Origin of the sequence: Christensenella sp. MSJ-20, assembly GCF_044357945.1 — a bacterium.
Lineage (GTDB): Bacteria > Bacillota > Clostridia > Christensenellales > QAND01 > QAND01.
Window position 1 is genome coordinate 1731178 of record NZ_CP076563.1, and the last position, 14959, is coordinate 1746136.

Below are 14959 nucleotides of genomic sequence, written 5' to 3' on the forward strand. Positions count from 1 at the left end.
GGGGGGGTTATACTATGAGCAACAGTTTAGCAAGCGTTCACCCGGAGCTAATTCCTGAATGGTCAGAGAGGAATTTACCGCTGACGCCTGATAAGATAACCTTCGGTTCAAATAAAAGAGTGTGGTGGAAAGGCGCTTGCGGACACGAATGGGAAACGAGCGTTAAAGCTCGTTCAAAGGGCGAGAAATGCCCGATATGCTCAGGAGCGAGAGTAATAGAGGGTATCAATGATTTAGCCACATTGAAGCCCCTGTTGGCTCAGGAGTGGTCTAAAAAGAACAAATTAAAGCCTACCGAGGTATCTGTCGCTTCTCATAAGAAGATTATTTGGAAATGCAAACACGGACACGAATGGGAAGCAAGCGTTAAAAGCAGAACGATAAACGGTACAGGCTGTCCATACTGCTCACACAATAAAGTCCTTGCCGGATTCAATGACCTTGCTTCACAGTATCCCGATATTGCTGCTGAATGGTCTGACAGAAATCTTCCGTTGCTGCCTACAATGGTAACAGCCTTTGCAAACAGTAAGGCTTGGTGGAAATGCAGAGATTGCGGAAACGAGTGGTACACTCTTATTTCAACCCGTGCCGGTGGGAGTAGATGTCCGTATTGTAGTGGATATACATTGCTCAAAGGATTTAATGACTTGGCGACTACGCACCCTGACCTTGCGGCTGAGTGGTCAGAAAGAAATTATCCCCTAATGCCTGATGAGGTAAACGCAAAATCAAGACATAATGTTTGGTGGAAGTGTAAGACCTGTGGCAATGAGTGGAAGTCCGTTATCAATGCTCGTGTAAAAGGAACAGTATGCCCGGTTTGTGCGGACAGGGCGGTTCTTGCAGGATACAATGATTTAGCCACAACGGACAGGAAACTGCTTGCTGAATGGGATTACGAAAAAAACTCTCTGCTCCCGACACAAGTGTCAAGAAAGTCGATGAAAAGTGTGTGGTGGAAATGTTCACTCGGACACTCTTGGAAAGCAAAAATCAGCGACAGAACAATTATCGGAGAAAAATGCACCGTATGCGAAAGCGAATATCGCTCCGTGTTCCCCGGCTTGGCTGTTGCCTATTACGCCAATCAAAAAGGACTAAAGGTACAGCTCGGTTCAGATAAACTATTGGGAATACCTCTTGAAACATACATTCCGCCAGAAAAGCTGGCGATAGAATTTACGAACGGCTCAGAACAGATGGAGGTTCTCAAAAGCCACTTATGCAAGCAGCGAAATATAAAACTTGTAAAGCTCCCTTTTAAGACAACCGAAACGGAAACGGAGTATGCCGACAGAGTAAAAGCAGTTTTCAAAAGCGTACATATCTTTATTTATTCTGATGTCGAAGCAGATGTTTCGGTAATCAGAGCAAAATACAATGAATGGAGGAAAAGATTATGAGAGAAGAAAAGTTCCATATCTATCTTAATGATGACGAATATAGCAGAGTAATACAATCACTAATGCGTTTGAAGAACAACTTGATAGCACAAGGAAGATACACCGACGGCGTTGACGATGTTCTCTGCAAGGTGCTTTCAGCCAAGAAAAGAAAGTTCAAAATCAAATATATCTAAACACGAAAAGAGACCGCCTACACGATGTAAGCGGTCTTTGATTATTTAAAGTGAGTACGACAAACTGGAATTTGTAGTTATCTATACTCATTTGGAATTTCGATATGAAATGTCTCACACAATAACTTCACATCATGCACATCATTCTCATCAAATTCGTATCCCAGATGGAACATTACTTGACTATATGGTTCAATACAGGAAACCTCTATCTCCTCAATTTTTCCTTTGCCCGAAAAAGTTTCTATCGGAAAACAATCCCCCTCATAAAGAATTTCACCTTCGCCCGTATATTCAAAACAATGCAAATCAACAATTCTGTTTTTCGCATCTTCCCATACAGTATGGTTCAATGTTGTATATTCCATCTTAATCTCATAAAAGTCATTAGCTTTCATCATCTCTATAAAGTTCTGATAATCTTTCTTTTCTACAAAAATATCAATATCGTTATGGGCTCTTGACTGATATCCAAGAAGAGCATCTACACCCCAGCCGCCATCAAGAAAGACTTTAATCTCCGCATCTATTGCAAATTGAAGAATCTGTTTTACATCTGTTATATTGACCATCTTATCATCTCCGCAAATTCAAATTTGTCTTTTTCTATTATACACCAAAAATATGAATAATTCTACCCGCCGTCTATTGACCTCAGTTACGAGGAAAATAGGCGGCTTTTTCTCGTTCAGAAAAATTTTTTCAAAAAATTTTTGAAAAAGGGGCGATTTTGGGTGTGCATTTTGACCCCCTTTGTCCAAATGAGTGAAGGGGTTAATTCCGAAATGTGAAAACGGAAGCCTTTCACTTGTATTTTGACAACTGAATAAATCATTCACTAAGACTTTATTTCTGATGATTTTAGCCACCTTATCGGGTACGCCGAGACTTCTGCATTGCAGAACAGCGAGAACTCCCGGTATAAGTAATAGGTTGCCCCTGTTACGGCGATGACAGTCAGGAGGATAATGATACTTCTCTACGGAGCTGGCGGAGTACCCGGCAGAGGTGAAATTCCTATGATACAGATTAGCAGTCTGTTCCTTAGTGACTTCCCGTGAGCTTTTGCTCGGCAAGGGGTGTTGAGAACAAATATTGCCCGACCGGCTAGGAAATGAGCCGGTCAAGTACATAGCCATACTGCGATGGCTATGAATTTTACGAAAGGAGGACGCACAAAGTGTCGAACTGCAAAACGATTGCGATATGCAATCAAAAAGGCGGAGTTGGAAAGACGACCACTACGGTAAACCTCGGTGTCGGTCTTGCAATGCAGGGAAAGAAAGTGTTGCTCATAGACGCAGACCCACAGGGCGACTTAACCACCTGTCTCGGCTGGCAGGATACGGACAACTTGGGTATCACGCTTGCAACGAAACTCACAGATGTCATAAACGAAACGATGAATGACCCTACGGTCGGTATTCTGCACCACGACGAAGGTGTTGACCTTGTTCCGGCAAACCTTGAGCTTTCAGCAATGGAATTTAACCTTGTCAACGCAATGAGCAGAGAGACGGCATTGAGAAATTATCTCAGCGAAGTGAAGGACAAATACGACTATATTCTTATAGACTGTATGCCTTCCCTCGGAATGGTAACAATCAATGCGCTATCTGCGGCAGACAGCGTTATTATTCCTGTTCAGGCTCAGTATTTACCAGCAAAAGGAATGACGCAGCTTGTTCAGACCATTTCACGAGTAAAGAAGCGTATCAATCCGAGCTTGAAGATTGACGGTATGCTTCTCACTTTGGTGGATAGCCGTACCAACCTCGCCAAAAGCACGGTAGAAGCTCTGAGAGAGAACTTCGGTAGTCAAATCAAGATGTATAGAACATATATCCCGATTGCCGTAAAAGCCGCAGAGACTTCTTCCAAAGGCAAGAGCATTTTTGCCTATGAACCCAACAGTACGGTGTCAAAGGCGTACACCGAATTTACAAAGGAGGTGTTAGCCGATGGCAGGAAGAAAGAGCGACTTCACTCTCACGAAGCTCGATGACTTATTCTCAACGCAGGAACAGAGAGATGAAGAAAAACTTTCAAAAATCCGAGATATTCCCTTGACTGAAATTGACGATTTCCCCGACCACCCTTTTAAGGTGCGTGATGACGAGGATATGTTGAGAAGTGCAAGGAACTGTCGCTTTACGATACCGACGTAACCGCTGAATACGGCGACAAGCTCTTAACTCTTTCCACCTGTGAGTATTCCAGGACAAACGGCAGACTCGTTGTAGTGGCGAAGCTCATTAACGAATAACACAACAGGTGGTTCAGCCTGCATAGGAAGGAGGGATTGTATGGCTGATATTAAAACGAAAGACAATGCAAAAGGTACGATACGAACCATAGATAAGGCTGCCGTTGCAACCCAACGAATGAAGCAGGCGTATATCGCAACAAAAGAAAAGGCGGAACGGTCGGTAAATGCCAACAGCAGTTCTGCCGAGGAATATGCTTCCGATAAGCTGGAAAGCGGTATTGACGAGATGGTTCACGATGGTGCTTATGCGTTCGATAAGGCTGGACGAAAAGGACTTGAAACCACAAAAGAGAATATCCGCACCGCAAAGGACGGTATTCAGCGTTTCAAGCAACAACGAGCCGAGCAGTCTTTGAGAAAACAGGCTTCGCAGAATACAAGCTCGGCAATTAAGACTGTCGATAAGGCGGAAAAGACCATTAAGCAGTCGGCTACTTCCTCCGGAAAGAAAACCATTAAGTTTGCCGGGAAAGAAGCAACGAAAACCGCACAGAAATCGGTTAAGACGGCTGAACAGACTGCAAAAACGGCGATAAAGACAAGCCAGCAAGCGGCGAAAGCGGCACAGAAAACAGCTCAGGCGACGGTTAAGGCTTCGCAGAAAGCGGCACAGGCGGCAAAAGCTACCGCCAAAGCAACAGCCGCTACGATTAAAGCCGCAGCCAAAGCCACCGTTGCCGCAGTAAAAGCAATCATAGCGGCGGTAAAAGGTTTGATAGCCGCTATCGCTGCCGGCGGTTGGGTTGCGGTGGTAGTAATTATTGTGCTATGTCTTGTAGCCTTGATTGCGGGTTCTGTGTTTGGTATCTTCTTTTCGGGAGAGGATTCCGGCACGGGAATGTCAATGCAGACAGTCGTTCAGGAAATCAATCAGGAATATGATGACCGATTGGAACAGAAAAAGAACTCTGTAAGCTATGATGTGCTTGAAATGAGCGGAAGCCGAGCTGTGTGGAAAGAGGTTCTTGCGGTCTATTCTGTTAAAGTAAATACCGACCCCGACAATCCGATGGAGGTTGCCACGGTTGATGAAACCAAGAAACAGCTACTGTCGGATATTTTTTGGGAGATGAACGATATTTCTTCCCGAACGGAAACGAAAACCCATACCGAAATCGAGGAAAGCGACGACGGACACGGCAACATCGTACAGACCGAAACCACAGTAACCGAAACTTTTTTGTATATCACGGTATCGCACAAGACCGTAGATGAAATGGCGGCTATGTACGGCTTTAATCAGGAGCAGAAAGATTATCTTGCCGAGCTGTTGCAGGACGAAAACAATCAGCTATGGTCACAGGTGCTTTACGGTATCGGATACAGCGACGACCAAATCGTAACGGTCGCTCTGTCTCAGGTGGGTAATGTAGGCGGTCAGCCTTACTGGTCTTGGTACGGCTTTGACTCCCGTGTAGAGTGGTGTGCCTGCTTTGTTTCTTGGTGTGCCAACGAGTGCGGATATATCGACGCCGGTATTATTCCGAAGTATGCCGGTTGCGTAAACGGCGTTCAATGGTTCAGAGACCGAGGACAATGGGCAGACGGTTCGTATGAGCCTTCGCCCGGTACAATCATCTTCTTTGACTGGGAGGGCGACGGTGTGACAGACCACACCGGTATCGTTCAGAGATGCGAGAACGGTACAGTCTATACCGTTGAGGGCAACTCAGGCGACACTTGCAGAACCAAAACATACCCTGTCGGAAGCTCTGTTATCTACGGATACGGTATTCCGGCATATTAAAAATGATGGCTGCTCGTTTGAGTAGCCATCAAGTACATTTACCATAATACTGTTGGTTTTGGAATTTCAAGGTTTGATTTTATGATTTGAAAATAGTATATCGAATTTTCGGTTGTTATCATCAATATGCCATCTTTAATTTCGTAGTCATCATTAGATGATACCATTCCTTTAGAAAATACCACTTCGCTGTCGATAATAGGATTCCATTGAAAATACTGTTTATGAACAGATTTAATGATATAAAGTACACCTATTAGACCGAGATATTTTTTTCGCCAACTATCGGTTTGCGATTCACCTGATTTTGATGTGGAACATTTATAAGTCACAATGTATTCTTTCAATATAGCTTTATTTTTCATTGAATAACAAATAGGAATAATTCATTTTCTTTCTTGAAATTAAGTTAATTAAAGCTGAGCGTTGTTCCACTGCCCAAGAAAACCAATTATTCAATATCTTCTTTGCAGTCGGTCTATAAATAGTACCACCAATAGCTTTTTCAAAATCAAGAATCATTTGCTCAAAAGCCTCGTCGTATGTTACTTCATATGTATATTTATCATATCTCTTAGGTCAGTTTACAAGGAACTACACGCAGACCGTGAAACGGGCTGCTGACAACAAACGGCGCTATGCTCCCGGCTGGGTGCATAGCACCTGTTTGTTGCGGGGGTTTCCAAAGGGGGCAGCGCCCCATTTGGCACACGACTTTGCGGAGCAAAGTGTAGTGTGTTATACGCTCTGTCGGCGTTGCCCTGAAAATACCGTTGCCGCCGGGGAGGGCAAGGGCATTTGACGCGGCAGGAAAGCAGGGCTTTGTTTGGGGCTGGTAAGCCGGAAACAAAGGGCTGATTTCAGCAGCAGACAGGGCGTATTATGAAAGCCCCCGTCCCTCGTCCTCCGCCCCCGGCCTATGGGACAAAAAGTCCCAAAGCTCTGGACACCGTGACCAGATGTGTGGCCACACTCCGGGAAAAGTAGCAGGACGGCAGGAAACCGTCAAGGCTGAAATGAATGGGCTGACGCCCGGCCTTGACCGTTCCCCGCCGCCCCGCTGGATGGGTGGACAAGGTGGCCAATCCCTAAAAGTGTTTGGCCGCACTCGTTCATTTTGGGGCCTTTCTTCTCCCAAAATTGAAATGGGCGGGAAAGCCCTAAAATGGCTTTCCCGCCTTGATTACCCATTAGCAAAGACGGGCGAGACTGTCAACGGCGGCGCTGAAAGCGCCGTTCATCTTGACCGTTGACTGGCTCGCCTGGCTTTGCTACTGCCCGTAAGAGATGGAAAAACAAGATGGAAAACAAGGTTAAAAATGGTTGACAAGTCTATCGGATGTGTGTTATACTGTGCGACAGTTTGAGATTGGAAGGAGGCTTACGTGTGTTAATTTGTGTACGCTAATAAGCAATAAAAAGTAGAAGTACCTTTCCACATGATGGTGGGCTTTTTTTGCGTGCGTATGCAAAGGAACACGTAGGTTTGACACGAGCAGTCTTTGAACTGTATCGTGGTGTTTTTTCGTGCTTTGTTGTTATGCAGGCGTCTGCCCTCTCTGTGGGACAACGCCTGCTTTTTATTGCAGAAACAAAGGAACAATGCAATAAAAAAGGAGGTTCGCATTATGACCCAAAACAACAATTCATGGAGAAAAACTTATTTTACACTTCTTGCCGGACAAGCAATATCCTTTATTAGCAGCGGTATTTTGCAAATGGCCATTATCTTTTATTTGGTTGCGAAAACTAATTCTGCAATCATATTGACGGCGGCAACACTGATTGGATTTTTGCCGCAAGCCTGTTTAGGCCCGTTTGCAGGTGCTTTTGTTGACCGGCACAGCCGTAAAAGCGTAATGATTGGTGCGGATTTGATAATTGCCGCCGCTGGCGGTATTCTGGCGCTGGTGGCGTTTTACATGGAATTGCCCGTATGGTCTATTATGGTTGTCCTGTTAATCCGAAGTGCGGGAACTGCTTTTCATTCTCCAGCATTCAGCGCAGCAACACCTATGATTGTGCCAAAAGAGGAACTTACAAAATGCGCTGGTTACACGCAGACCATGCAAGCAGTAAGTGCGATTATCAGTCCAGCTGCCGCAGCGTTTTTATATGCTGTTTGGCCTCTTAATGCAATTATATTGTTAGATATTGTGGGTGCAATCCTTGCCTGTGTGACTGTTGCGATTTCGTCCATACCAACGCCTGAACTATGTCCAGAAACGAAAAGACAACAGTTTTTACAGGATATGAAAGAGGGGTATGTGGTATTAAAGCAAAACAGGGGCCTCTTTGCTCTGCTCTGGATTGGTGTAATTTATATGTTCTTTTATATGCCAATCAGTACGCTTTTTCCTCTCATCTGTATGTCATACTTCAAAGGAACACCGGCCCATGCCTCTGCCGCTGAAATTGCTTTTGCGGTTGGTATGCTGCTTGGCGGAGTCATTCTGAGCATTTGGGGCGGTTTTAAGAAACGGCGGTACACCATCGGTCTTTCCGTTCTCCTGATGGGCGTTAGCATTATGCTCTCCGGGCTTTTGCCGCCAGACGCATTTCTTGTCTTTGTTGTGTGCTGTACTGTTATGGGAATTTCCGCTCCATTTTACGGTGTGCAAAATGCGATTTTTCAAGAAACGGTCAAACCAGAATATCTGGGGAGAGTTTTTTCTCTACTGACAAGCGCCGCTTCCCTCGCCATGCCGTTTGGCCTTGTCATTTCCGGGCCTCTGGCGGAGCGGCTGGGAGTTGAGAAATGGTTTGTCATTTGCGGAATTGGCATTATCATCGTTGCGCTTGCCGTATTTTTACTACCCGGTTTGAGAGAGATTGACAATACGCAATAATCAACTGCACCTTTTTCTATTACTAAACAAAATGCCTGGCTTTTATTATTTAGAAGAAAGGATATAAAAATGAAACGTTTACCTAAATATACGCCTGCGGAAGTACGGAATGATCCATACGGATTTACTTACAAAGAAATGTCGGAAGTTATTGGCGAGAATGAAGCAAAAGCCTTATATGAAGAATTATATAAGCAATTACCACGCAAAAAAAATCTATCAATGTTGGTAAAAAATATTTGCAAAAGCAGTGATACTGAAAAGTATGTTTACGAACTGAAAGACAACAAATACATTGAAACGGTTTTTATCAAGCGGCGAGATGGTGGAACTGTTTGCGTGAGCACACAAGTCGGTTGTCCTGTTGGTTGTATTTTTTGTGAGTCCGGGCGAAATGGCTTTGTTCGTAATCTAACATCGTCAGAAATCGTACAACAGATTATATTGTTGCGTCGAAAAGTAAACCGTATCGTTTTTATGGGTATGGGAGAGCCTTTATTCAATTATGACAACTTGATAAAAGCAATCCATATTCTCCGAGATAGATATGGGCTCAACTTTCCAACCGACGGCATTACCATATCAACAGTTGGTCCGGTCGATCAATTAAAAAAATTGCGCGAGGAACATCTTAAAATTCAGTTGACAATATCTTTACACGCAGCAACACAATCTGCAAGAAATCGTATTATTCCTCACATGCGCATATATGCTATTGAAGATGTTGTTAAGCAAGCCTTATCCTATTCTGAAAGGCATAATCGCAAAATTGTCTTTGCGTATTTGCTTTTACCGGGTATAAATGACCGGCCCTCAGATGTAAGACAACTTGCAAAATGGTTTCGGGGCAAAAAAGTTATGATTAACGTGTTACAATACAACCCAACAAGCAATTCAAGAATTAAAGCACCACAGAAACGGGAAATAGTTGCATTCAAACATCAATTAGAGCAAGCAGGACTTGAAGTTACTATGAGAGTTTCTCATGGCAGAGAGATTAACGCGGCTTGTGGACAGTTAGCTAACACATATAATAAATTCAAAAAAAATGATTAAAAGTGCCAGACGCATAGACGCAGAGCCGATAACGCATTAGGTCAAAAAACCTATGTGTTATCGGCTTTTTTATTTAATATTGCGCAAAAGCCGCTGTTCCCTATTATAGAATGGATTGCGGGTAGTGTATTAAAGTCGCCCTTTTTTAAGGATACGGCGGTATCGGGGAGGTATCGCCGTGTCCATTTTTATTTACTGTAACCCGCCTAATGCTTTGCGGTCAAAAAAAGCTATGCTCCGCAAGCGGGATATTCCGGCTATGAATGTGAACTGTCAATACATTTAGCTACTGCTTACATTTCCTTTGCGCCCGTCCGCGTCTTGCGGACGGGCGCATTTTGCTTTTTTCAACTTTTTTCTGAAAAGCGCACTCAAGAGCCATCTCCCGAACGGGTACGGAGCGAAAGGGGCAGAGAGGACAAGCCCTTAACTCCCGTCCTCTACTCCACGCGGGAAGGAGGTGAACTCTATGGAGCTATCTTCTTCCGACAAGGAAAGAATACAACATCAGTACGACGCATTCGTCACCCATTGCATTATCCCAAAATTGTGCGTTCTCCTCCCAGATTTTTTTACTTTCCTCTGTTCCCATGTTCTCTCCCACTCCCCAAATTTGCTTTTTTGCTTCCATTAAATCTTCCTTACTATATTCCATTGTTACCCTCCATAACTTCTGATTGTTGCCGTCTTGACGATTATGTATCTTTACATTACCTTCTGAAACATATGGCGCACCTTGTCCAGGCGGCTGTTTGGACGGCGGGGCTGGATGACCGGCTGACCGACAGCGGCCTGATATCCTTTCAGCTCTGTAAGGCATACGCTCCGCCCGTTGGTGTAAAAGGCCAGATCAGTACGGTATGCCTGTATACAGCGGGCGGGAATCTCGCCAGTAAAGACAACTTCATCCTTTTTTACCTGGGCCGTTTCGATGGTGGCACAGTATTTCGGTGCATCATGATAAGCCCTGGAAAGGTATTCCTGGGGCGCATAGAGGATGAAGGAGAGATAAGGTTCCAGCAGCTGCGTCCCCGATTCCTTCAATGCCTGTTCCAATACAATCGGGGCCAATGAGCGGAAGTCCGCCGGCGTGCTGACCGGACTGTAATAAAGCCCGTATTCAAAGCAAATCTTACAGTCCGTTACGTTCCAGCCGAACAAGCCCTGCTCCAGCCCGTAACGGATACCATCCCTGACAGCGTTTTGAAAACTCTGGTTCAAGTATCCCAGCGAAACCCGGCTCTCGTATTGTACACCGGAGCCAAGCGAGAGTGGTGTAACAGACAGTCCTATGGATGCCCAAAACGGGTTGGGCGGCACCTCGATATGGATGGTGTGGCTGGCTGCTTTGAGCGGCCGCTCCATATAAATGACGGAGGGTTCCTTTACCACTGTTTCAAGCTTGTATTTTTCCGACAGCAAAGCGGAAACAACCTCCAACTGCACCCGGCCCAAAAAAGAAAGAATGATCTCATGGGTGATGGAATCCACTTCGCAACGCAAAAGCGGGTCAGTATCCGCAAGTTGCGTAAGAGCGTCCAGCAGCCGTTCTCTTTGCGCTGCCGTTTTCGGCGCAATCGTCGTCCGCAGCATGGGGAGGGGGTCCTCGCGCCACCTTTTACGAGGGAGCCGGGTTTGGTCCCCTAATACATCGTTTAACCTCACGCTGTCGCTGGGAAGGATAACAATTTCACCCTGATAAGCGGTGTCTGTCCGAACAATTTCCCCTTTGGATGGAATACGCATCTCTGTGATTTTCAGCTTTTCTCTCCCGGCCAGGGCCACCGTATCCCGCAGGCGCAGCGTTCCGCTGTATAACCGTAGATAGACACGCCGCTGGCCGCAATCGGTGTACTCAACCTTGAAAACGCTGCCGCATAGGGCGGCGCCCCCCTGTTCCCCAATCGGTTGGAACAGCCCTGTCACCGCATCCATCAACGGTTGAATGCCAAGGCCATTTTTGGCGCTGCCATGATAGACTGGGAACAGGGAGGCGTCTTGAACCCGCTGCTGTTCCTCCCGCGCAAGTTTTTCCCGGCTGATTGGTTCTCCTGCGATATACTTTTCCAATAATTCATCGTTATTTTCGATGACCGCATCCCATGCTTCTATGTCGGTATTTTCCTCCAGGACTATTTCCGGGGACAGCGACACCGTCTGCTTGATGATAATATCGGCGGAGAGCTTATCCCGAACAGACTGAACCACGCTCTGCAAATCAACGCCAGCCTGGTCGATCTTGTTGATAAAGATAACGGTGGGAATGTTCATTTTCCGCAGGGCATGGAACAGAATACGGGTCTGGGCCTGCACGCCATCTTTAGCGGAGATCACCAAGATGGCCCCATCTAAAACAGCCAAAGAGCGGTACACCTCCGCCAAAAAATCCATGTGGCCGGGCGTATCCACAATGTTAACTTTACATCTGTGCCACTGGAAGGAAGTGACTGCCGCTTGAATGGTAATCCCACGCTGCCGCTCCAAAAACATGGTGTCCGTCCTCGTTGTCCCTTTTTCGACGCTCCCCGGTTCTGAAATGGCTCCGCTGGCATATAGCAGGCTCTCCGTCAAGGTCGTCTTTCCAGCGTCTACATGGGCAAGAATTCCAATATTGATTATTTTCATGTGATTGTCCTCCCTTTACAGCCCCAAAGGGCATAAAAATCCCCAGCAGTAAAATACTTTTACCACTGGGGATTATAAGTTGCGGACATACACATATACAGCATACACCTGTTTGTGATTGCTGTTTTTGGGGATATGTCAAAATTGATAAGGCAAAAGTATTCTTAAATTGGGTACAAAAAACTAAGCCCCTACAAAAGGAGCTATCATAATCCTTTGTTCCCACTATTTGATTATAGTTTTATTTAAGAATACCTTGCCGCATATTTTTTACTCCTTTTCTGGATTAAATCATTGTATCACATCAGTTTTAGGAAAGCAAGTACCTAAAAGAAATTTTTCTTCCCCTTATATGTAACAATCATACCGGCTTCCTAGCGTTCAGAATGTTTTCTGCTGTCTGCTGTGGTGTTTGGTTGGAATTGTCCAACCAAAAGCCGATCCGTGGTGTTGTCTGCATTTTACTAAATACAAATTTGTCTTTCTCTTAATTTCCTATTATACACCAAAATTATGAATATTTCTACCCGCCGTCTATTGACCTCAATTACGAGGGAAATAGGCGGCTTTTTTGTTTCTAAAAAAATATTTTCAAGAAATTTTTGAAAAAGGGGTGATTTTGGGTGTGCATTTTGACCCCCTTTGTCCAAATGAGTGAAGGGGTTAATTCCGAACCACGAAAAGGTCAGCCCATTCACTTGTATTTTGACAACTGAATAAATCATTCACTAAGACTTTAATTCTGATGATTTTAGCCACCTTATCGGGTACGCCGTGACTTCTGCATTGCAGAACAGCGAGAACTCCCGGTATAAGTAACAGGTTGCCCCTGTTACGGCGATGACAGTCAGAAGGATAATGATACTTCTCTACGGAGCTGGCGGAGTACCCGGCAGAGGTGAAATTCCTATGATACAGATTAGCAGTCTGTTCCTTAGTGACTTCCCGTGAGCTTTTTGCTCGGCAAGGGGTGTTGAGAACAAATATTGCCCGACCGGTTAGGAAATGAGCCGGTCAAGTACATAGCCATACTGCGATTGGATTACAGAGTATTGACCGAAACAGAGCGCAAATACACCTTCAGTCAAAGCCAGCAGCTCTCTATGCAGACCGGTCTTATCGGATATTTGAGAGCCGACTTTGGTTCTAACGGGAACGAGTTTTGGACGACTTGGAACGATTTCAGAAAAGACTTGAAAACCGATGAGTTTAAGGCTGAATTTGATGATGTGATAAACGGATTGCGTGACGGCGATGTTTTGTCCGGCAGGAAGTCTATGTCCTCTTACTGTTATTCCACTCCCGACAGCTCCTTTAATGATGACCGCAACCACTACGGCATTCGTCTTGATACGGAAAAGTACAGCTATCTTATGAGGTTTAACCCCAACAGGGGCGAGTACAGTCTTTACTGCTATTGCTATCAGAAAGAGTGGCTGAACAACCACTTGAAAAATGCCGAGCGTGGTATCCGATTTATTGACCCGCACTATCAGGAGCAGTTTCGCATTGCGGACGGAGAGAAAATCTCAATTAAGCTCGGCGACGGCAAAACAATGGAGAGAACTTGCAGATATATTGACGACTACCATTTGGAGGTCGGAACAAATCTCTACCATATCTGCGAATTTGCCGAGCTTTGCGAGAGAAACGGTCATACCGTAGAACCAGCCGCAAAAGAAAACAAAAAACCTGCAAAGGACAAAGAAAAATCACGATAAGGAGGTGCAGACGAGGTGGCAAGGAAATTTGACCTGATTTCAGAGCTGTATGAAAGAACCTGTTTTGCGGTTACAGACAATCCGGTAAACTGGCAATCGTTTCTGAAAACAGCAGGCAGAAATTTCAGGCTCCGATTTGATGAACAGCTTCTCATTTATGCCCAAAGACCCGACGCAACAGCCGTGCTTGAAATCGAACGATGGAACGGTACTTTCGGTCGCTGGGTAAACCGGGGAGCAAAGGGTATTGCCGTATTTGAGGACGCAGACAGAAGCCGTCAAAGGCTGATTCATTACTTTGATATATCGGACACCCACGAAAGCCGACATTCCCGCCCTGTTCCTATTTGGGAGATGAGACCCGATTATGAAGCAGAGGTTATCGAAACGCTTGAAAACACTTTCGGGGCGGTAAACGATACAACGAGTATTGAAAATGTCGTCAAAGAGAGCATTGCCAATGCCGTCGAGGACAACATCGCAGACTATATCTCCGACTTTATGAGCTTAGGTGCAGGAAGCGATATTGAGTATTTGTCTGCCGATGAAGCAAATGCCTTGTATTTGGAGCTTGTCAGAAACAGCGTATCATATATGGTTATGGCTCGATTGGGACTGAACGCAGACAAGGTCTATTCTCCCGATGACTTTGCCGGGATTTCAAGCTTCAATTCACAGGAAGTTCTCAATGCGGTGGGCATTGCTACAAGCGACATTGCTGAAATGGCATTGCTCCCTGTCAGCAGAACAATCAGCACGCTCAGCAAGGAAAATCGCATAATTGATGTATGACAATCTGATTGAGGTGGTGGAGACCGAGCCTGAAGAAACCAAAGAGCCGATGAACTACTCCGAGAAAAAGACTTTTATCCCGGAATATCAGGAGCTTTATCTGCAAAACAACGATATGGTCGGTTGGATTAAGGTTGAGGACACGAAAATCAATTATCCCGTTATGCAGTCAAAGGACAACCCGAACTTCTATCTGAAGCACGGCTTTGATAAAGCATACACCGACTACGGTTGTCCCTATGTTCAGGAAAACTGCGATATGGAACTGCCAAGCGACAATATCATCATCTACGGTCATCATATGGCTTGTTCTCGGCT

10 protein-coding genes and 4 pseudogenes are annotated in these 14959 nt (G+C 45.2%); 11 read left to right on the forward strand and 3 right to left on the reverse strand.

The window, feature by feature from the left end; all coding sequences use genetic code 11:
• Positions 1–14: 14 nt before the first annotated feature.
• Both KP626_RS08860 and KP626_RS08865 read left to right on the forward strand, forming a co-directional pair.
• Complete coding sequence (locus KP626_RS08860) at positions 15–1406, forward strand: zinc-ribbon domain-containing protein (protein ID WP_117818853.1); 1392 nt, start codon at positions 15–17, stop codon at positions 1404–1406.
• Complete coding sequence (locus tag KP626_RS08865) at positions 1403–1582, forward strand: hypothetical protein (protein ID WP_117818852.1); 180 nt, start codon at positions 1403–1405, stop codon at positions 1580–1582. The genes KP626_RS08860 and KP626_RS08865 overlap by 4 nt, the downstream gene beginning before the upstream one ends.
• A gap of 77 nt (positions 1583–1659) precedes the next feature.
• On the opposite strand, the gene lnu(C) is transcribed toward KP626_RS08865, so the two are convergent.
• Complete coding sequence (gene lnu(C), locus KP626_RS08870; protein WP_016147248.1) at positions 1660–2154, reverse strand: lincosamide nucleotidyltransferase Lnu(C); 495 nt, start codon at positions 2152–2154, stop codon at positions 1660–1662.
• Between the two features lie 608 nt (positions 2155–2762).
• Here lnu(C) and KP626_RS08875 point away from each other — a divergent pair.
• From KP626_RS08875 to rlmN, 6 genes and pseudogenes are all read left to right on the forward strand, one after another.
• Positions 2763–3587 carry a ParA family protein gene (locus KP626_RS08875; protein ID WP_117818851.1) on the forward strand — a complete coding sequence of 275 codons (825 nt, stop codon included), beginning with the start codon at positions 2763–2765 and terminating at the stop codon, positions 3585–3587.
• Positions 3544–3708, forward strand: a pseudogene (locus KP626_RS08880) (chromosome partitioning protein ParB); the annotation flags it as partial. The gene KP626_RS08875 and the pseudogene KP626_RS08880, both read left to right, overlap by 44 nt.
• Positions 3705–3848 (forward strand): annotated as a pseudogene (locus KP626_RS08885) (class B sortase); the annotation flags it as partial. The pseudogenes KP626_RS08880 and KP626_RS08885, both read left to right, overlap by 4 nt.
• A gap of 40 nt (positions 3849–3888) precedes the next feature.
• Positions 3889–5598 carry a CHAP domain-containing protein gene (locus tag KP626_RS08890; protein ID WP_003525199.1) on the forward strand — a complete coding sequence of 570 codons (1710 nt, stop codon included), beginning with the start codon at positions 3889–3891 and terminating at the stop codon, positions 5596–5598.
• A gap of 1628 nt (positions 5599–7226) precedes the next feature.
• The gene (locus KP626_RS08895; protein ID WP_075680193.1) at positions 7227–8447 is read left to right on the forward strand and encodes an MFS transporter; all 1221 of its coding nucleotides are present in this window, start codon (positions 7227–7229) and stop codon (positions 8445–8447) included.
• 69 nt (positions 8448–8516) lie between these two features.
• Positions 8517–9503, forward strand: coding sequence for a 23S rRNA (adenine(2503)-C(2))-methyltransferase RlmN (gene rlmN / locus KP626_RS08900; protein ID WP_006774449.1), 987 nt, complete (start codon positions 8517–8519; stop codon positions 9501–9503).
• A gap of 520 nt (positions 9504–10023) precedes the next feature.
• Here rlmN and KP626_RS08905 read toward each other — a convergent pair.
• Positions 10024–10158: pseudogene (locus KP626_RS08905) on the reverse strand (class I SAM-dependent methyltransferase); the annotation flags it as partial.
• A gap of 50 nt (positions 10159–10208) precedes the next feature.
• Positions 10209–12128: a tetracycline resistance ribosomal protection protein Tet(W) gene (tet(W), locus tag KP626_RS08910; protein ID WP_002586627.1), complete on the reverse strand. Its 1920-nt coding sequence runs from the start codon at positions 12126–12128 to the stop codon at positions 10209–10211.
• 1037 nt (positions 12129–13165) lie between these two features.
• Between tet(W) and KP626_RS08915 the strand changes: the two genes are divergently transcribed.
• The 3 genes and pseudogenes from KP626_RS08915 to KP626_RS08925 all read left to right on the forward strand — a co-directional run.
• Positions 13166–13849 (forward strand): hypothetical protein, encoded by a 684-nt coding sequence (locus tag KP626_RS08915; RefSeq protein ID WP_395979003.1) that lies wholly within the window; start codon positions 13166–13168, stop codon positions 13847–13849.
• Between the two features lie 15 nt (positions 13850–13864).
• Positions 13865–14641, forward strand: coding sequence for a hypothetical protein (locus tag KP626_RS08920; protein ID WP_395976848.1), 777 nt, complete (start codon positions 13865–13867; stop codon positions 14639–14641).
• Positions 14634–14945: pseudogene (locus KP626_RS08925) on the forward strand (class B sortase); the annotation flags it as partial. The gene KP626_RS08920 and the pseudogene KP626_RS08925, both read left to right, overlap by 8 nt.
• Positions 14946–14959 lie beyond the last annotated feature (14 nt).

Excerpts from the sequence above, each read along its gene's own strand:
- KP626_RS08865 (WP_117818852.1), top strand. The coding sequence starts at position 1,403 with ATGAGAGAAGAAAAGTTCCATATCTATCTTAATGATGACGAATATAGC.
- KP626_RS08895 (WP_075680193.1), top strand. The coding sequence starts at position 7,227 with ATGACCCAAAACAACAATTCATGGAGAAAAACTTATTTTACACTTCTT.
- KP626_RS08860 (WP_117818853.1), top strand. The coding sequence starts at position 15 with ATGAGCAACAGTTTAGCAAGCGTTCACCCGGAGCTAATTCCTGAATGG.
- rlmN (WP_006774449.1), top strand. The coding sequence starts at position 8,517 with ATGAAACGTTTACCTAAATATACGCCTGCGGAAGTACGGAATGATCCA.
- KP626_RS08890 (WP_003525199.1), top strand. The coding sequence starts at position 3,889 with ATGGCTGATATTAAAACGAAAGACAATGCAAAAGGTACGATACGAACC.